We start from the raw sequence: 17,415 nt of genomic DNA on the forward strand, positions 1-17,415 counted from the left end.
CCCGGTGGTGATCCTCCTGTGCCAGCTGAGCCGAGGACCGAGTTTTTGCACTGCGCTCCCGGACACCCCGGGGGCAGCAGCACTTGAGGCCAAGCAGGAGAAAGCCTGCCCACGCCTGACAACCCAGCGCTGCTCGTACCGAGGGCGCACGACAACAAAGAGGGGACAAGAATGAAAATGACAACGATCGGCACCGCGGTACTTGCCGCTTCCATGGCCTTCGGCGCGGCCGGCCTGGCCCAGGCCGAGGACTTCCCAACCAAACCCCTGACCCTGGTGGTGGGCTTCGCCGCTGGCGGTTCCACCGACATCCAGGCCCGCGTGCTGGCCAACGTGCTGGAGGAGAACCTCGGCCAGCCGGTCAACGTGGTCAACCAGCCCGGCGCCGGCGGCGCGGTATCGCTGACGCGCCTGATGAACAATCAGGACGAGGGGCACACCTTCGTTTATGCCGGCACCAACGGCACGCTCACCTTCGCGCCCCACGCCCACGATACCGACTTCACCCTGGACGACTTCCGCTACGTCGCCAGCATCACCACCGTGCAGCATGCCATTGTCACCGGCGAGAACCGCCCCTTCGGCGACAGCTGGGAAGACCTGGTGGAGTATGCCCGTGAGAATCCGGGCACCAGCTATGCCACTCAACACGCTCTAGACCGTCTGGTAATCGAGTACATCATGGAGCAGGAGGGGCTCGACCTGCGCATCGTGCCCACCTCCGGCGGTGGCGGCATGGCGCCGCTGATCCTCTCCGGCGACGTCGACTTCGGCTACAGCGGCGGCACCCACTCCGGCTACGCCGAGACCGGCGAGATGCCGGTGCTGCTGAGCATGGACGGCGAGCGCCTGTTCGCCTACCCCGATGCCCCCACCGTGATGGAAGCCGGGTATGATATCGACACCTCCGACTTCCGCGTGGTGGTGGTACCGAAGAGTACCCCCGATGCTCACGTGGAACGTCTGGCCGAGGCGCTGGAAGCCGCCACCCAGGACGAGCGCTTTATCGAAATCACCGAAGAGCGCATTCTGATGCCGGTGCACTTCCGCGGCGAAGAGGAAGCCACCGAGCTGCTCTACGCTCAGTCGGAGAACTATCGTGAACTGCTCGAGCGCATGGGCGGCGTACCCGAGGAGGACTGAGCCACGCGCCTAGCCGCGACAGTGCCCACCTTGCGGTGGGCACTGCGCCTTATATCTGGCCATATCGTGATCCGCCCGCCAGAGGCGAGCGCCGCAGGCGCGCAGCCGGTCGAGCAGGTCGGCGGGGGCCTCACTGTCCAGCTGCGGATCGAAGCCGCCGATGAGCTCGAACCAGGTCCGGTCAACCCAGAAGGTAACCCCCGAGGCGGTCCGCTGCATCCAGCCCCACCAGCGCAGCAGCCGACCGTCGCGATGCACCGGCAGCACTGCCACATCCCAGGTTCTTTCCGCTTCCACCTCCGGCAGCCAGTCGCTCAGCCACTCGAGCACACGACGGTCGACCAGGCCGGGGAACAGCAGCAGCTCGCCGTGGCTGGCATCGACGGCGGCGTTGAGCCGAGCGCCCTGGGTGGGCGCAATGCACGGCAGCAATGTCGCTCGATGTCGCCGTGCCAGGTCGGGCAGGCGCCGGTCGCCGGTATCGTCCACCAGCAGCAGCTCATGCGCCTCTTTCCAGTTGCCCGTGACCCGCTCAAGGATCACCAGGCTGCGTGGCAGCTGGGCTCCTGCAGTGCGAGCATCGAGAATGACACTGTAAGTCGGCATTGCCCGGGCTCCGCAGGTGTACATGAGTTACTGTTTGTTTAGTTGAGTGTAGAAAGGTATCCAAAAAGGTCGCTAATGAATTTTCCAGCGAGTTTTTTCAGCGCCTGCCCAGCCATTGCCGGTAGAGAACATGGTCGGGTCAAAGCAGAATGCATGGGACAGGACGATGCAGCGGGCTGAGGACGGTCATATCGCCCGGTAGTGCTATTCCCCATCCCTTGTTATCTGTACAATGCGCCTCCACTCCCTACCCAGCGCCTAGGGGACCTCACTTCAATGTGGTCATAGGTGCGCCCCTGTTGATGAGTCACACCTTATGAACACAGCTGTAACCCCCTCTCGCATCGAGAGTTTGCGCAATATTGCCATCATCGCCCACGTCGACCACGGCAAGACCACCCTGGTCGACAAGCTGCTGAGTCAGTCCGGCACGCTCGATCGCAAGGCCGAAGGCCAGGAGCGGGTCATGGACTCCAATGACCAGGAGAAGGAGCGCGGCATTACCATCCTGGCCAAGAACACCGCGATTCGCTGGCAGGACGGCAACGGCCGTGACTACCACATCAACATCGTCGACACCCCCGGACACGCCGACTTCGGCGGCGAGGTGGAGCGCGTGATGTCGATGGTGGACTCGGTGCTGCTGCTGGTCGACGCCGTCGACGGCCCCATGCCGCAGACCCGCTTCGTGACCCAGAAGGCCTTCGCCCAAGGGCTCAAACCGATCGTGGTGGTCAACAAGATCGACCGTCCCGGCGCGCGCCCCGACTGGGTCATCGATCAGATCTTCGATCTGTTCGACAACCTCGGCGCCACCGACGAGCAACTCGACTTCCCGATCGTCTACTGTTCGGCGCTCAACGGTATCGCCGGCATGGAGCCGGAGTCGCTGGCCGAGGACATGTCGCCCATGTTCCAGGCCATCGTCGACATCGTCGAGCCGCCGGCGGTAGAGCTCGACGGCCCGTTCCAGATGCAGATCTCGGCGCTGGACTACTCCAGCTACGTGGGCGTCATCGGCCTTGGCCGCATCAAGCGCGGCTCGGTCAAGCCCAACCAGCAGATCGTGGTGGTCGACACCGAAGGCAACACCCGCAAGGGCAAGGTCGGCCAGGTGATGACCCACCTGGGCCTGGAGCGCGTGCAGACCGAACTCGCCACCGCCGGCGACATCGTCTGCATCACCGGTATCGACGAGCTCTCCATCTCCGATACCCTGTGCGACCCGGCCGCCGTCGAGGCACTGCCGCCGCTGTCGGTGGACGAGCCTACCGTCTCCATGACCTTCCAGGTCAACGACTCGCCCTTCGCCGGGCGCGACGGCAAGTACGTCACCAGCCGCAACATCAAGGATCGCCTCGACCAGGAGCTGATCCACAACGTGGCGCTGCGCGTGGAGCAGGGCGAGAGCCCGGAGAAGTTCAAGGTTTCCGGCCGCGGCGAGCTGCACCTCTCTGTACTGATCGAGACCATGCGTCGTGAAGGCTTCGAGCTGGCGGTGGGCCGCCCCGAGGTCATCCTCAAGGAGATCGACGGCGTCAAGCAGGAGCCGTACGAAGAGGTGATCATCGACTGCGAGGAGCAGCACCAGGGCTCGATCATGGAGGAGCTCGGCTACCGCAAGGGCGAGCTGACCAACATGAACCCCGACGGCAAGGGCCGCGTGCGCCTGGACTTCATCATCCCCGCGCGCGGACTGATCGGCTTCCGCGGCCAGTTCCTGACCCTGACCTCGGGCACCGGCATCCTCACCAGCCGCTTCGACCACTACGGCCCGCTCAAGCCCGACGCCGCCATCGAACGGCGTAACGGCGTGCTGGTCTCGATGGTCGACGGCAAGGCGCTGGCCTACGCGCTCTACGCCCTGCAGGAGCGCGGCAAGCTGATCATCGATCACGGCACCGAGGTCTACGAAGGCATGCTGGTGGGCATCCACAACCGTGCCAACGACCTGGTGGTCAACCCCACCAAGGGCAAGAAGCTCGACAACATGCGTGCCTCGGGCAACGACGAGAACATCGTGCTGACCCCGCCAGTGAAGTTCAGCCTGGAGCAAGCCATCGAGTTCCTCGACGACGACGAGCTGGTGGAGATCACCCCCAACCACATTCGCCTGCGCAAGAAGTTCCTCAAGGAGCACGAGCGCAAGCGCGCCAAGAAGTAAGCCTCGCTTTCGCATCCCCCAACCGGCGCCAGCATCTGGCGCCGGTTTTTTTTCGCCCGCGCATCCTGCCGCACTTGCAGGCCCGATTCTTGGCATTTCGCACTCCCAGAACCTAGGTTGAAGCTGACCGCAGCCGACTTACTGACCAGCCAGGGGAGCAAGAGAACACCATGTGCAAGCTGTGCAAAGCGCGCGCCGGCGCGACACGCCGCGAGTTCCTCAAGGGCACCCTGGCCGCAGGGGCCGGCGCCATGACCGGCGGCGGCCTGCTCGCCTCCGCCAACGGCTCTCCCAGCGTCGCCACTCGCAGCGACGAAGCCCGCAGCGAGATGCCGGCACACAGCGGCGAGGCGGGGCGGCGCGTACTGATCCGCGGCGGCCACGTGCTCTCCATGGACGACAGTGTCGGCGATTTCGCCCACGGCGACGTTCTGATCGAAGGCAGTCGCATCGTCGCTGTCGGCGCCGAACTCGAGGCCGACGACGCCGAGGTGATCGACGCCCGCGGGCGCATCGTCATGCCGGGCTTCATCGACACCCACCATCATCTGTTCGAGACGGCGCTGCGCAGCTTCCTGGCCGACGGCATCATGTTCGACGACGGCACGCCGGAAGGCTCGCCCAACTACATGGATCACATCCTCGGCAAGCTGACCCCGGTTTACCGCCCCAAGGATGTCTACATCAACGTGCTGTTCGGCTCGCTCAGCCAGCTCGATGCCGGAGTGACCACGGTGATGGACACCAGCCAGATCCATCACAGTCCCGAGCACTCCGATGCCGCGCTGGAAGGCCTGCGCGACTCCGTCCGGCGCAGCGTGTTCGGCTACTTCGAGGGCCAGGGTGAGCACAGCCGATACCCGCAGGACGCAAGTCGCCTTCGCGAGCAGTACTTCGCCAGCGGCGATGGGCTCTCCGCCGACGGCCTGATGACCATGGTGATGGGCGGCGAGATCTACCTGCCCGACCACGAAGCCGCCTGGGCGCTGGCCCGTGAGCTGGAGCTGCCGCTGGCCTACCACGTGGTGGGCAGCCTCGGCATGGCCGAGACCTTCGATGAGCTGGCGGCAAGCGGCCAGCTCGCCGAGAACCACATCCTCATCCACATGACCGGCATGAGCGATATGGCCTGGCAGGCGGTGCGCGATGCCGGCGCTCACGTGTCGCTGGCGGTGCCCATCGAGATGACCATGCGCCACGGCACGCCACCACTGATGAAAACGTCGGAACTGGGCATTTTGCCCTCGCTTTCCAGCGACGTGGAGTGCACCATGACGGCCGATTTCTTCACCCAGATGCGCTCGACGCTGACGCTGCAGCGGATGTTCGTCAATGAGCTGGCGCTGCAGGGCGAAGAGGAGCGGCCAGCGCTGCTGACGTCGCGAGAGGTGATCCGCTATGCGACCATGGGCGGCGCCAAGGGGCTGAGGCTGGAGCAGCGGGTGGGCTCGCTGACGCCGGGCAAGGAGGCCGACATCCTGCTGCTGGACGCCGAGGCGATCAATGTGGCGCCGCTGAACAACGTGCCGGGGGCGGTGGTCACCCTGATGGAGCGCAGCAACGTCGAGACGGTGCTGGTCGGCGGGCGCATCCGCAAGTGGCGCGGCCAGTTGCTGGGGGCAGACCTTCCCCGTCTGCGCGACGAGCTCACCGCCTCCCGCGACTATCTGTTCGAGGCCGCCGGCGTCGATCGCCGCCTGTTCGACTGACAGCGACCACGAGAGAGAAGGAGCGAACCATGCATCGCCACGTGGAATGGGACGACCCCGGCGCCGACAGCGTCATGCGCCACTACCAGAAGAACCCCACCGGCTACTCCGACCCGGGGCCGGGCGACATTCTCTCGGCCCGCTATCAGGGCCTGGTGGTCAGGGTGCGGGTCGAGGCCTACGTCAATGGCACCAGCATCGGCGAGGTGGTAGCGCTGATCGAGCCGTACAGCGGCAAGCGGCGCAAGCTCATCGGCAAGCTGGCCCTGGGCGATACGGTGAGGCTGGCAGACGAATGCCGCGCCTTCGAGCCGCGGCCGGGAGATAGCGACGAGCCGGACGAGGAGCCCAAGTGACTTTCATGATCGCACGGACTCTCATGATCACACGGGCTTTCATGATCACACGGACTTCCATGATCGCACGGCCGCGTCATCTGCCGCGTCCAACGGATCCTTAACGATTTACCACTGGCCACGAAACGGGTTCTGTCGCACAGTGTACGCGCTCCCGGCAGGCCCCACCCGCACGGCCCAAGGTAGCGACATCGCGGGCTCAAAAGGCCACAAGACGGATTTCGAAGACACCATGAGTACGCACAACGTCTGGACACACAAGGGCACCTTCCTGCTGGCCGCCGTCGGCTCGGCGGTGGGGCTCGGCAATTTATGGCGCTTTCCCTACCTGACCGGCGAGAATGGCGGCGGTGCCTTCATTCTGATCTATGCCCTGACCATCTTCGCCGTCGGCATTCCGATCCTGATCGCCGAAACCATGCTCGGGCGCGCCAGCCGCAGAAGCCCGATAATGGGCATGCGCTTTCTGATCCGTACCCACAAGACCTCCCGCGCCTGGGAGTCGATCGGCTGGCTGGGCGCCGCGGCCGCCTTCCTGATCCTGAGCTTCTATTCAGTGATCGCCGGCTGGGCCATTCACTACACCTGGCAGATGCTCACCGGCTCGCTGGTCGGCGCCGATGCCGCCACCATCGGGGCCGGCTTCGATGCGCTGCTGGCCTCGCCGGGGCTGCTCACGCTCTATCACACCCTGTTCATCATCGCCTCGGGGCTGATCGTCGGCCTGGGCATTCACAGGGGGATCGAAAGCGGGCTGCGCATCATGATGCCGGCGCTGTTCGTGATCCTGCTGGTGGTGCTGGGCTACGGCATCGCCAACGGCGACTTCGGCGCGGCGGCTAGCTTCCTGTTCACCTTCAATCTGGCCGATCTGAGCCTCGAAGGCTGGCTGCAGGCCATGGGTCAGTCGTTCTTCACCCTGAGTCTCGGCATGGGCGCGATCATGGCCTACGGCGCCTATATGTCCAGCGAGGCCTCGCTCAGCCGCACCGCCTTCGCCGTGGCCTTCGTCGATACCGCGGTGGCCATGGTGGCGGGCCTGGCGATCTTCTCGCTGGTGTTCGGCGCCGGCCTCGACGCCGGTGCCGGCCCGGGGCTGATGTTCGTCACCCTGCCGCTGGCCTTCGCCGAGATGCCCTTCGGCGCGCTGATCGGTGGCGTGTTCTTCATCCTGGTGCTAGGGGCCGCCATCAGCTCCTCGATCTCGTTGATCGAGCCGGTGGCCGCCTTCCTCGTCGAGCGCTTCGACCTCACCCGCCCCCAGGCGGTGTTCGCCATGGTGGTGGCCAGCTGGGCACTGGGCCTGCTGACGGTGATGAGCTTCAACATGTGGGCCGAGGCCAGCCCCTTCCACACGCTGTTCGGCCGCAGCGCCTTCGACTTCATCGAGCTGCTGACCAACATCTTCATGCCGCTGGGCGGCCTGCTGATCGCTCTGTTCGCCGGCTGGGCGCTGACCCACTCCGAGGTGATGAAGGAGATGCGCACCAGCGAAACCTGGTTCCAGGTATGGCGCTTCCTGGTACGCTTCGTGGCACCCGCTGCGGTCGCCTTTGTCTTCCTGCGCACCATTCCGCAGGTGGAAGGCTATCTGGTACCTACCGTCGGTGCCCTGGTCATCGTCGGCGCCTTTGCCGCCGGTCGCACCTTCCTGGCCGAAAACAGTCAGCAACAGTAGCAGCACGAGAAAGCCGTCGCCGCCAAGAGCGGGGACTCGATATACGCCACCCGGCCTCGCGCCATGCGCAGGGGCTGGGCGCATAACAAAGATATAAAAGTGCAGGAACCAACATGCCATCCATCATCGACGTGCGACACGTCTACAAGGCCTTCGGCGGCCTGAAGGTCATCAACGACTGCTCGATCCAGGTCGAGAAGGGCTCAATCACCGGCCTGATCGGCCCCAACGGCGCCGGCAAATCGACCCTGTTCAACATCATTGCCGGCGCCCTGCCGCTGGACAGCGGCCAGATCCTGCTCGACGGCGAGGACATCACCAATCGCCCCGCCAACGAGCTGTTCCACAAGGGCCTGTTGCGCACCTTCCAGATCGCCCATGAGTTCTCCCACATGACCGCGCTGGAGAACCTCATGATGGTGCCGCCCAAGCAGGCCGGGGAGAGCCTGTTCAGCGCCTGGCTCAAGCCGGGCCTGGTCAACCAGCAGGAGACGGCGGTTCGCCAGAAGGCGCTCGAGGTGATCGACTTCATCGGCCTGCACCACGTGCGCAACGAGCTGGCCGGCAACCTCTCCGGCGGGCAGAAGAAATTGCTCGAACTCGGCCGCACCATGATGACCGACGCCCGCGTGGTACTGCTCGACGAGATCGCCGCCGGGGTCAACCGCACCCTGCTGGGCGACCTGGTCGAGAACATCGAGCGGCTCAACCGCGAGCTGGGCTACACCTTCCTGGTCATCGAGCACGACATGGACATGATCGCGCGCCTGTGCGACCCGGTGATCGTGCTGGCCCAGGGCAGCGTGATGGTCGAAGGCACCATCGAAGAGATCCAGAACAATCCTCAGGTGATAGAGGCCTACTTTGGTTCTACCGCGGCCTGAGGGGCTCTACCACGGCCGGAGGGATTCCACCGCGGCCTGAGGGGAGAGGCCACGCCTGCCCAAGGTCTCGGTACAGCCACAAGAAGAACAGTAACGATAGCGCAGAGACTCCACGATGCCATTACTCGAAGCACGCGACGTGCACGGCGGCTACGGCGGCATGAACATCCTCAACGGGGTGGACATGTCGATCGAAGCCGACGAGGTCGGTGTGATCGTCGGCCCCAACGGCGCCGGCAAATCGACCATGCTCAAGGCCATCTTCGGCCTGCTCACCGTCAGCCAGGGCGAGATCCTGCTGCGCGGCGAACCGATCCACAACCTGCCGCCCAACAAGCTGGTACAGCGGGGCATGGGCTTCGTGCCCCAGGAGAAGAACGTCTTCCCCAGTCTCACGGTGAAAGAGAACCTGGAGATGGGCGCGTTTCTCAAGCCGAACAACGTCAAACGGATGCTCAAGCAGGTCTACGACTTCTTTCCACCGCTCTACGACAAGCGCCACCAGCCCGCCGGCGAGCTCTCCGGCGGCCAGCGCCAGATGGTCGCCATGGGCCGCGCGCTGATGGCCGAGCCCGAGGTGCTGCTGCTCGACGAGCCTACCGCCGGCCTCTCACCGCTCTACATGAACGAGATCTTCGAGCGGGTGAAGGAGATCAACGCCGCCGGCGTCGGCATCCTCATGGTCGAGCAGAACGCCAAACAGGCCCTGGCCATCGCCGACAAGGGCTTCGTGCTGGCGGCCGGCAAGAACCGCTTCACCGACACCGGCGCCGCCCTGCTCGCCGACCCGGAAGTGGCCAAGAGCTTCCTGGGCGGTTGAGCCCGGAGCCCGTAATGGAGAGTAAGTCGTGAACGAACTGGTATTCTTCATCAACAACGTGATCATTGCCGGCAGCGTAACCGGCTCGATCTACGCCATCGGCGCCATCGGCGTGACGCTGATCTTCAGCATCATGCGCTTCGCCCACTTCGCCCATGCCGACATGATGACTTTCGGCGCCTTCATGGTGCTGCTGCTGACCCTGGCCTTCCCCGGCGTGGGCGGCGTGGTGGGTCTGCCCACTCCCATCGTCATGCTGCCGCTGGCGATGATCCTCACCGCCGCGCTGGCCGTGGGCATCGACAAGGTGTTCTACAAGCCGCTGCGGGCCCATGGGGTCAAGCCCATCGTCATCGTCATCGGCTCGCTGGGCGTGACGCTGATGCTGCAGGGGCTGATTCGCCTGTTCGCCGGCACCAGCGCTCAGAACATGTACCTGGCCGGCGAGCGCAAGGAGATCTACCGTCTCGACGTGCCGTTCGAGCTGGCTACCCGGCCGATCATCGTCACCGAGCCGCAGATCATCCTGTTCATCCTGACCATTGCCTGCGTGGTGGGGCTGCATGTGTTCCTCAACCGCACGCGGCTGGGCAAGGCGATGCGCGCCATGTCCGACAACCCCGACCTGGCGCGGGCCTCGGGCATCAACACGAACTACATCGTCTCGGTGACCTGGGTGATCGCCGGCAGCCTGGCGGCCATTGCCGGTACGCTGCTCTCTCTCGACGTGACCTTCAAGCCCGACCTGAGCTTCTTCCTGCTGCTACCGATCTTCGCCGCGGCCATCGTCGGCGGCGTCGGCCACCCCTACGGGGCCATCGCCGGCGGCTTCGTGGTGGGCTTCGCCGAGACCCTGGCGGTGTTCAACTGGGCGGTGCTGCTGCGCCCCATTGCGCACTTGTTCCCCGAGTGGATCGAGATCCCGCGCAACCTCGCCTTCGTCGGCACCGAGTACAAGATCGTGGTGCCCTTCTTCATCCTGGTGGCGATCCTGGTGTGGCGCCCCACCGGCATCTTCAAGGGTAAGGTGATCTGATGAACGCTCAACGTACCGAACGCCGGGAAGACACCGTTGCCGAGCCGTCGCGCTTTCCGCTGCGTGAAATCATTCTATTCGGCGCCCTGCTGGCGGTGATCCTCGGCATCTATATGGTGATGGGCACCGCCTACAGCACGCGCATGCTGGTGGAAGCCTCCTGCTACGCCATCCTGGCCCTGGGTCTGACCATCCAGTGGGGCTATGCCGGTCAGTTCAACGCCGGTGTGATGGGCTTCGTCGCCCTGGGTGGTTTCTCCGCCATGCTCTTCAGCGTGCCGGTCAACAACGCCTTCTGGGGCACCGAGCTGCCCGGCGAGCTGGGCCGCGTGCTGCTCTACGGCGCGGCCGCGGCAGTGTTGGTGTACGGCGCCACCAAGCTCGACCGCATCGGCGTGCCGAAGAAGCTGCGCACCGTCATCGCCATCGTGCTGGCCGTGGTGCTCTATCTGGTGGTGATCAGCATGCTGCGCAGCGTGACCGGCGAGATCCAGTCCCGCGCCGGCTTCATCGGCGGCTTCGGGCTGCCCGCCTGGACCGGCTGGATCTTCGGCGGCGCCCTGGCCGGTGCCGTGGGCTACTTTATCGGCCATATCTGCCTGGGCCTGCGCAGCGACTACCTGGCCATCGCCACCCTGGGCATCGCCGAGATCATCAAGGCGTTCCTCAAGAACTCCGACTGGCTGACCCGCGGCACCGCCACGGTATCGCCGCTGCCCTGGCCCACCCCGGGGCCCAGCGAGCTGGGCTTCACCCTGGCCCGGGCACTGTACCTCTCGGTCACGGCGGTGATGATCGCGGTGATCTTCTTCCTGCTGCATCGCGCCTATCATGCCCCCTGGGGCCGCATGATCCGCGCCATTCGCGACAACGAGATCTCCGCCTCGGCGATGGGCAAGGACATCAACAGGCGCCGCCTGGAAATCTTCGTGCTGGGCTGCATCCTGATGGGCATCGGCGGCGGGGCGTTGGCCTCGTTCAACAGCCTGTTCGACCCCAACGGCTACCTGCCGCTGAACCACACCTTCCTGGTGCTGGTGATGGTGATTCTGGGCGGCCCGGGCAACAACCTGGGCACCATCTTCGGCGCCGTGGCGGTGTACATCATCTGGCTGATGTCCGAGCCGCTGGCACTGTTCCTGATGCAGGGTGCGGTGAGCATCGGCGAGGGCTGGTTCGGCTGGCAGCCGCCGGGCAACCTCGATAGCCGCGCACTGCAGGCGCGGGTGTTTGTGATCGGCCTGCTGATCACTCTGGTGCTGCGCTTCGCGCCGAATGGGTTGTTGCCCGAAAAAGTCAAACACCACGGTTAGGCTTCAACGAAAACTGTCTGCGCTCGGCCATACGGCGTTAAAAATCAGCTCAAGGTACTCATTTACAACTGTAAACTCCGTCCTTTCGCTGATTTTTGCCTTGTCTGGCCTTCGCTCGACGACTTTTCGAAAGAAGCCTTATGAAAATGAATGGCCCCGGCGGGAATTCCCGCCGGGGCCATTCTTTGCGAGCTTGGTGCGTTAACGCTTAGAGGTCGACGAGGCCCTTGCCGACGAAGGCGCCGTCCTCTACCACCATTTCCACGACTACGCCCGGTACGTCGCCGTTCTCGTCGAACTCATGGCTACCGGAAGCACCTTCGTAGTTGATCTCCTCGCCTGCGGCGATCAGTTCAACGGCCTTCTCCCACTCGCCCGGCAGGATCACTTCACCCGGTGCGGAAGAAACGCTGCGCAGGGCCTGGGAGAGACCTTCGCGCTCGGCGCTGCCGTTCTGCTCGATAGCCAGTGCCAACAGGAAGGCGGCATCGTATGCCTGGGCCGCGAACACCGCGGTGGGATCAAAACCGGCGGCCTCAGCGGCCTCGGCAAAGATCTCGGTGCCCGGCAGTTCGGGGCTGCCGGGGCGGGTAGCGATCATGCCTTCGAGCACATCGGCACCCACCGCCTCGACCAGCGACGAGCCCACCATGCCATCGGCGCCGGCATACTGAGTGAACATGCCACCCTCATAGGCCTGACGCAAAATGGTCTGGCCCGAGCCATCGGCGTAGGCCAGCACCACCAGAGTTTCAGCACCGCTGGCGGAGAGCGAGCCCAGCTCGGAGCGGTAGTCGGCGCGGCCATCCTCATGGGCCACGTTCTCGGCCACCAGGCCGCCACCCGCCTCGAAGGCTTCGGTGAAGGCATCCGCCAGGCCACGACCGTAGTCGTTGTTGACGTAGGTGACCGCGACCTCATCGAAGCCCTTGTCGAGCATCAGCTTGGCCAGGATCTCACCCTGATAGGAGTCCGAAGGTACGGTACGGAACACCAGGTCGTTGTCGTCGAGTTCGGTAACCGCCGGTGCGGTGGAAGCCGGCGACACCATCACCACCCCACCGGGAATGGCGGCACTGTTGGCCGCTGCCACGGTGGCACCGGTACACAGCGCACCGACGATGGCCGTGACGTTCTCGGTGTTGACCATGCGGTCGGCCGCGTTGGAAGCCGCCGAGGCGTCGCTACAGGTGGTGTCGGCGCTGGGCATGACCAGCGTCTGCCCGCCAAGAATGCCGCCCTGCTCATTGATCTGCTGGACCGCCAGCCGCGCGCCGTCATAGATCGGCGGCGTCAGGCTCTCGATGGGGCCGGTGAAGCCGCCGATGAAGCCGACCTTCACTTCCGCCTGCGCCGCGCCAACGAATGCTACGCTGGTGGCTGCGATCGCCATCGCTAGAACGCTTTTCTTCATGGTTGTTCTTCTCACTCTGGTTTTTTTACGTCTGGTTACCAAGGTTAGGCACCCCCTAAATCTGGAAGCCTACGAGGCAAAACACAAGCCCCCCATACCAACGTTCTAGCCCCGAACGACAACGCCAACTGCCTATCGATGAGGAGCAATCCCGTTTCGGCACAGAAGTCGGGCACGACCCACGAAACGCCGCCGCCAGCCTTCGCCTATACTGATTGACCCGTCATGCCATCCGACAGGAGGCACCTCATGCGCCCCGCTCTCGCACTCCTTGCGCTGCCGGCATCGCTCGGCCTGGTCACCGGCGCTCACGCCTTCACCTCCACCGGCAGCGATATTGTCTACGAGGTGGGCGACGAAACCTTCGAAGGCTACTACGCCGCCGCCAGCGGCGAGGCCAGCGGCACGGTACTAATCGTTCACGACTGGAACGGGCTGGACGACTACGAACGCCAGCGCGCCGACATGCTAGCCGAGCTGGGCTATGACGCCTTCGCCGTCGACCTGTTCGGCCAGGGCCAGCGCCCCGAGACTCTCGAAGCCCGTCAGGAAGCCACCCGCGCGCTCTACTCCGACCGCGAGCGCATGCGCGAGCTGACCCTGGCCGGCCTGGCAGAGGCGCGCGAGCAGGGCGCCGCGGAGAGCGTCGTGATCATGGGCTACTGCTTCGGCGGCGCCGTGGCGCTGGAGATCGCCCGTTCGGGCGAGGCCGACAACGTGGCCGGCTATACCAGCTTCCACGGCGGAGTGGCCACACCGGACGGCCAGGAGTGGCCAGAGGAGGTGCCGCCGCTGCTGATCGCCCACGGCGGCGCCGACACCAGCGTCACCATGGAAGACGTCAGCGGGCTGGTCGAGGAGCTCGAGGCCATCGAGGCCACCTACGAGATCCAGATCTACTCCGGCGCCCCCCACGGCTTCACCGTCTTCGGCGACGAGCGCTACCAGCAGCGCGCCGACGAGAAGTCCTGGGCAGCCTTTCTGAACCTGCTAGAGGAGGTGCTATGACCCGGCGACTACGCCCCCTGCCGCTGACCGAGCTGAGCGGCAGCCATCACGAGATCGGCGCCCAGCACGGCCGCATTCACCGCCAGTTGATCCAGCGCGGTATCGAGGTCTACGGCCGGCTGTTTCACGATTTCGTCGGCATTCGCTGGGAGCAGGCCCGCGACCGCGCCTGCCACTTCGAGGCCCAGATCGCCCAGGGTTTTCCCGCCATTCTCGAAGAGATGAACGGCATCGCCTGGGGCGCGGGGGTCGATTTTCTCGACGTCCTGACGCTCAACTGCCGCAGCGAAATCGCCCTCACCCAGGCCAGCGGCGGCTGCTCGGCCTTCGCCCTGCAGCGCCATGGGCAGCAGTGGCTGGCGCAGAACTGGGACTGGCGCAGCGACCAGCTCGACAACGTGGTGGCCCTGCACGTGCGGGGCAATGGCAAGCCGGCCCTGGTAAGCATCGGCGAGGCCGGCATGGTGGGCAAGGTCGGCCTGAACGAGCGAGGCATCGGCGTGTGCCTCAACGCCATTCGCTCGCAGACCTGCGGCAGCGGGCTGCCGATCCACATCGCCCTGCGCAAGATTCTGGAGAGCGATGACATGCAGAGCGCCCTTGCCGTGGCCAGCCACGACCGGGTCTGTTCCCCCGCCCACTTCCTGCTCGCCAGCGCTCAGGTCGGCAACGAGGGCGGCCAGGCCGTGGGGCTCGAGGTGCAGCCCGGCGAGCCGGGGCGAATCGCGCCGCGCAACGGCATCGTCACTCACACCAACCACCTCTACGCCGACAACACCCCTTGCCCGGTGCAGGACTATCCCCGGATCGACTCACAGCCGCGGCTGTGTCGCCTCGACGCGCTGCTCCACGACGAGCTGCCGCCGGACGCCCCTCTCGACGAGGCGCGCCTGTTCGACGTGCTCAGCGACCATCAGGGCGCGCCGCTGTCGATCTGCCGTCACTTCAATCCCGACCAGCCCGCCGAAGAGCGCATGGAAACCCTCTTCTCGGTGGTGATGAACCTGAACGAGCGCCGCCTGACCCTGCGCCACGGCAAACCCTGCGAAAGCGAAGACAGCCTGAGCGTCACTCTGAACTGAAGCGCCCCAGCCCCTCGTCTCCCGGGCCAGGCTCGGGCAACTCCCCTTTCAGGTAGCGCTCGGAGGTGAGCATGAACGAGCGCCGGAACAGCTCGTGCCGGGCCTCTTCCCGATGGAGCTGCAGCAGCTCGAACTCCTCCTGGGAGAGAGCGGTGTCGTGACGCGGGTACTCGCGGGCCAGGCGCACCGAGCCCGGTGTGACGTCGCAGATCTGCAAGGTAGGAGCGATTTCCCACATGGCGGCAGGGGTGAAGTACGACATTGGCGACCTCCGTTAACGCCATTAATGATAACAATTATCATTAACTATCGGAAATCTAGTCACCCCTCACTCAGCTGTCAACACAAAGAAAAATCATTCTCAAAACTCGCCTAGCCGGCCAACGCCTCTTCCACCACCGCACGCGCCTCCGCGCTCATGGGGAGCGTCAGCGCCAGCTCATGGGCTTTGGGCGACATCTTCTTCCAGGTCATCTGCACGATGCGCACCAGGTGGTCGTGCTCCACCTGCTTGGAAAAATCGGCGAAGTAGTTCTCGAGAAACACTAGGCAGGCACAATCTTCCACCGCCTGAGTGCCCGGATCGCGGCCCAGGCCCTGCTTGCGGATCATCCGCGACACCTCGGCGGCCTCTTCGGCCGAGTAGCCCGCCGTCTCCATCACCCGTGCCGTGGTTTCCCCGGCGCGCTTGCCCTGGTCGCGGCGCCAGGTCAGATAACCCACACGCCCCTCGGGGTACTCGCTACGCGGCACTTCCCAGCGCTGCAGATGCTGCGAGCGCACGGCGAGCTGAACCAGTTCGCTGGGCGCTTCCACCACGCGCTCGAGCCAGGCGCTCATGCGCCCCGCGTGCCAAAGCTCCAGCGGCAGCGTCTCGCCCTCCACCTCTACCTGACGCGGGTCCTGCGCATGCAGGGCATCCAGCTCGGTCATCGCGCGCTGAAAGGGAGTCGGCTCAGTCATGGGGCATTCCTCGTAAATCGTCATGGGCACAGCATACCGCACCTGACGACACGGCCACGAGCCAGCGCCTGGACAAGGCCCACCTGCCGTATGGCGAGGCGGGACAAGTTGCCGCATCGCTTCGCCTTGTTGAGCGCATCGGCGTTAACTAGCATTCAAAATGCTTCTTAACAAACGAGGTATGCAGATGAAACACCTTACCGTGGCCATCCTTCTCGCCCTGCTGCCCCTGGGCATTGCCCAAGCCCAGGAAGAGGCTCAGGAACAGATGCAGGAAGAAGAGCTCGTCGAACAGCTAGAGCAGGCTCAAGGCCAGCCCATCGACACCCTCAAACAGGCCGTCGACGCCCTGGAACTCCGCAACGACCTGCTCGACGTGCTGCTCAGCAAGAATGAGCTGACCGAAGGCGACATGGCCATCATTCAGCAGCTCACCGAGACCATCGACAACGCGCTGGCCAAGATCGACGAAGAGCTCGGCATCATGCGCGAACACGTGCAGGAAGTGCGCTCGGGTGCCGGTGACCGGGAGCAGGCGCGTATCCGCGAAAACGGGCAGGCGTATCTGGAACGGATCAAGACGCTGATGCAGTAAGCCAGGCCAACGCCCGGCGAGGTGCCGCCGGGCCTACCGTTCCTAGCGCACCAGCATGCGGCCCAACACATCCTGCCCGTGGCGGCGGTGCCAGAACACCATTGCCACATGGCCGACGATCAGCGCCAGCAGAAGCCAGCCCAGCTCACCGTGCAGCAGGCTGCCCGCAGCCACCATCCACTCGATACGCTCGCCCTCGAAGCCCGACATCAGCGGAATGCCGAACGGCTCGAAGGCGCGACCCGAACCGTACTGCCGCAGCAGCGCCAGAGTCGGCACCACCAGCATCAAACCGTAGAGAGCCAGGTGTCCCAGGCGCGCTGCCCTGCTCACTGCCGGCGGCTGGCTCGTCCGGCTCGCCAGCGCCCAGAGTACTCGCACCGCCACCAGCACCATCAGCAGGAAGCCTGTAGACCTATGGGTCGGCCACAGCAGCTCGTCCAGTGCGCTGTCGCTCAACAGCACCCGAACGCTGGTGGTGGTGAACTGCCAGGCCAGCAGCAGCGCCATACCCCAGTGCAAATAACGATTCACGCGCCCGTAGTGGGCGTTCCCTGCAGTGCTCATGACTCATTCCTTATCACGGATCAGGAAGCGGGTTCGTTACGCCTGAAAACCCAACGATAACGACAGAATGAGGAAAC

General features: G+C 64.8%; 17 protein-coding genes. 12 read left to right on the forward strand and 5 right to left on the reverse strand.

Features of this window, described 5'->3' with window-relative positions; all coding sequences use genetic code 11:
• Positions 1-171: 171 nt before the first annotated feature.
• Positions 172-1,143 carry a Bug family tripartite tricarboxylate transporter substrate binding protein gene (locus tag HOP53_RS16865; protein ID WP_234271111.1) on the forward strand — a complete coding sequence of 324 codons (972 nt, stop codon included), beginning with the start codon at positions 172-174 and terminating at the stop codon, positions 1,141-1,143.
• Positions 1,144-1,152: 9 nt separating this feature from the next.
• Here HOP53_RS16865 and HOP53_RS16870 read toward each other — a convergent pair whose 3' ends face one another.
• Positions 1,153-1,749, reverse strand: coding sequence for a glycosyltransferase family protein (locus tag HOP53_RS16870; RefSeq protein WP_234271112.1), 597 nt, complete (start codon positions 1,747-1,749; stop codon positions 1,153-1,155).
• 316 nt (positions 1,750-2,065) lie between these two features.
• Here HOP53_RS16870 and typA point away from each other — a divergent pair, with 316 nt between their 5' ends.
• The 8 genes from typA (at position 2,066) to HOP53_RS16910 (ending at position 11,709) form a co-directional block, all read left to right on the forward strand.
• Complete coding sequence (gene typA, locus HOP53_RS16875; protein WP_234271113.1) at positions 2,066-3,913, forward strand: translational GTPase TypA; 1,848 nt, start codon at positions 2,066-2,068, stop codon at positions 3,911-3,913.
• 170 nt (positions 3,914-4,083) lie between these two features.
• The gene (locus HOP53_RS16880) at positions 4,084-5,622 is read left to right on the forward strand and encodes an amidohydrolase family protein (protein ID WP_234271114.1); all 1,539 of its coding nucleotides are present in this window, start codon (positions 4,084-4,086) and stop codon (positions 5,620-5,622) included.
• Between the two features lie 29 nt (positions 5,623-5,651).
• Positions 5,652-5,978 (forward strand): hypothetical protein, encoded by a 327-nt coding sequence (locus tag HOP53_RS16885; RefSeq protein ID WP_234271115.1) that lies wholly within the window; start codon positions 5,652-5,654, stop codon positions 5,976-5,978.
• 232 nt (positions 5,979-6,210) lie between these two features.
• Positions 6,211-7,656: a sodium-dependent transporter gene (locus HOP53_RS16890; protein ID WP_234271116.1), complete on the forward strand. Its 1,446-nt coding sequence runs from the start codon at positions 6,211-6,213 to the stop codon at positions 7,654-7,656.
• A gap of 113 nt (positions 7,657-7,769) precedes the next feature.
• Positions 7,770-8,540, forward strand: coding sequence for an ABC transporter ATP-binding protein (locus HOP53_RS16895; RefSeq protein ID WP_234271117.1), 771 nt, complete (start codon positions 7,770-7,772; stop codon positions 8,538-8,540).
• Positions 8,541-8,655: 115 nt separating this feature from the next.
• Positions 8,656-9,360, forward strand: coding sequence for an ABC transporter ATP-binding protein (locus tag HOP53_RS16900; RefSeq protein ID WP_010626388.1), 705 nt, complete (start codon positions 8,656-8,658; stop codon positions 9,358-9,360).
• A 28-nt stretch (positions 9,361-9,388) separates the two neighbouring features.
• Positions 9,389-10,396: a branched-chain amino acid ABC transporter permease gene (locus HOP53_RS16905; RefSeq protein WP_086510701.1), complete on the forward strand. Its 1,008-nt coding sequence runs from the start codon at positions 9,389-9,391 to the stop codon at positions 10,394-10,396.
• Entirely contained in the window at positions 10,396-11,709 is a 1,314-nt protein-coding gene (locus HOP53_RS16910; protein WP_234271118.1) for a branched-chain amino acid ABC transporter permease, read from the forward strand. The genes HOP53_RS16905 and HOP53_RS16910 overlap by 1 nt, the downstream gene beginning before the upstream one ends.
• Before the next feature lie 208 nt (positions 11,710-11,917).
• Here the strand turns inward: HOP53_RS16910 and HOP53_RS16915 are convergent, their stop codons facing one another.
• The gene (locus tag HOP53_RS16915) at positions 11,918-13,123 is read right to left on the reverse strand and encodes an ABC transporter substrate-binding protein (protein WP_234271119.1); all 1,206 of its coding nucleotides are present in this window, start codon (positions 13,121-13,123) and stop codon (positions 11,918-11,920) included.
• Positions 13,124-13,372: 249 nt separating this feature from the next.
• Here HOP53_RS16915 and HOP53_RS16920 point away from each other — a divergent pair, with 249 nt between their 5' ends.
• Together HOP53_RS16920 and HOP53_RS16925 are read left to right on the forward strand one after the other, a co-directional pair.
• Positions 13,373-14,131, forward strand: coding sequence for a dienelactone hydrolase family protein (locus HOP53_RS16920; RefSeq protein ID WP_234271120.1), 759 nt, complete (start codon positions 13,373-13,375; stop codon positions 14,129-14,131).
• Positions 14,128-15,213, forward strand: coding sequence for a C45 family autoproteolytic acyltransferase/hydrolase (locus tag HOP53_RS16925; RefSeq protein WP_234271121.1), 1,086 nt, complete (start codon positions 14,128-14,130; stop codon positions 15,211-15,213). The genes HOP53_RS16920 and HOP53_RS16925 overlap by 4 nt, the downstream gene beginning before the upstream one ends.
• Here HOP53_RS16925 and HOP53_RS16930 read toward each other — a convergent pair.
• Positions 15,200-15,475, reverse strand: a complete 276-nt coding sequence (locus HOP53_RS16930) for a hypothetical protein (RefSeq protein WP_234271122.1) — start codon at positions 15,473-15,475, stop codon at positions 15,200-15,202. The two genes, HOP53_RS16925 and HOP53_RS16930, sit on opposite strands and share 14 nt — an antisense overlap.
• 110 nt (positions 15,476-15,585) lie before the next feature.
• Positions 15,586-16,176: a DUF4202 domain-containing protein gene (locus HOP53_RS16935; RefSeq protein WP_234271123.1), complete on the reverse strand. Its 591-nt coding sequence runs from the start codon at positions 16,174-16,176 to the stop codon at positions 15,586-15,588.
• A gap of 187 nt (positions 16,177-16,363) precedes the next feature.
• Here HOP53_RS16935 and HOP53_RS16940 point away from each other — a divergent pair, with 187 nt between their 5' ends.
• On the forward strand, positions 16,364-16,771 hold the full coding sequence (locus tag HOP53_RS16940) for a DUF6746 family protein (protein ID WP_103969716.1): 408 nt from the start codon (positions 16,364-16,366) through the stop codon (positions 16,769-16,771).
• 42 nt (positions 16,772-16,813) lie between these two features.
• On the opposite strand, the gene HOP53_RS16945 is transcribed toward HOP53_RS16940, so the two are convergent.
• Positions 16,814-17,338: a cytochrome b gene (locus HOP53_RS16945; RefSeq protein WP_234271124.1), complete on the reverse strand. Its 525-nt coding sequence runs from the start codon at positions 17,336-17,338 to the stop codon at positions 16,814-16,816.
• Positions 17,339-17,415 lie beyond the last annotated feature (77 nt).

This window comes from Billgrantia ethanolica, from assembly GCF_021404305.1.
GTDB lineage: Bacteria > Pseudomonadota > Gammaproteobacteria > Pseudomonadales > Halomonadaceae > Halomonas > Halomonas ethanolica.

Excerpts from the sequence above, each read along its gene's own strand:
- typA (WP_234271113.1), top strand. The coding sequence starts at position 2,066 with ATGAACACAGCTGTAACCCCCTCTCGCATCGAGAGTTTGCGCAATATT.
- HOP53_RS16880 (WP_234271114.1), top strand. The coding sequence starts at position 4,084 with ATGTGCAAGCTGTGCAAAGCGCGCGCCGGCGCGACACGCCGCGAGTTC.
- HOP53_RS16865 (WP_234271111.1), top strand. The coding sequence starts at position 172 with ATGAAAATGACAACGATCGGCACCGCGGTACTTGCCGCTTCCATGGCC.
- HOP53_RS16925 (WP_234271121.1), top strand. The coding sequence starts at position 14,128 with ATGACCCGGCGACTACGCCCCCTGCCGCTGACCGAGCTGAGCGGCAGC.
- HOP53_RS16900 (WP_010626388.1), top strand. The coding sequence starts at position 8,656 with ATGCCATTACTCGAAGCACGCGACGTGCACGGCGGCTACGGCGGCATG.
- HOP53_RS16915 (WP_234271119.1), bottom strand. The coding sequence starts at position 13,123 with ATGAAGAAAAGCGTTCTAGCGATGGCGATCGCAGCCACCAGCGTAGCA.
- HOP53_RS16895 (WP_234271117.1), top strand. The coding sequence starts at position 7,770 with ATGCCATCCATCATCGACGTGCGACACGTCTACAAGGCCTTCGGCGGC.
- HOP53_RS16885 (WP_234271115.1), top strand. The coding sequence starts at position 5,652 with ATGCATCGCCACGTGGAATGGGACGACCCCGGCGCCGACAGCGTCATG.
- HOP53_RS16870 (WP_234271112.1), bottom strand. The coding sequence starts at position 1,749 with ATGCCGACTTACAGTGTCATTCTCGATGCTCGCACTGCAGGAGCCCAG.
- HOP53_RS16910 (WP_234271118.1), top strand. The coding sequence starts at position 10,396 with ATGAACGCTCAACGTACCGAACGCCGGGAAGACACCGTTGCCGAGCCG.
- HOP53_RS16920 (WP_234271120.1), top strand. The coding sequence starts at position 13,373 with ATGCGCCCCGCTCTCGCACTCCTTGCGCTGCCGGCATCGCTCGGCCTG.
- HOP53_RS16945 (WP_234271124.1), bottom strand. The coding sequence starts at position 17,338 with ATGAGCACTGCAGGGAACGCCCACTACGGGCGCGTGAATCGTTATTTG.
- HOP53_RS16935 (WP_234271123.1), bottom strand. The coding sequence starts at position 16,176 with ATGACTGAGCCGACTCCCTTTCAGCGCGCGATGACCGAGCTGGATGCC.
- HOP53_RS16930 (WP_234271122.1), bottom strand. The coding sequence starts at position 15,475 with ATGTCGTACTTCACCCCTGCCGCCATGTGGGAAATCGCTCCTACCTTG.
- HOP53_RS16940 (WP_103969716.1), top strand. The coding sequence starts at position 16,364 with ATGAAACACCTTACCGTGGCCATCCTTCTCGCCCTGCTGCCCCTGGGC.
- HOP53_RS16890 (WP_234271116.1), top strand. The coding sequence starts at position 6,211 with ATGAGTACGCACAACGTCTGGACACACAAGGGCACCTTCCTGCTGGCC.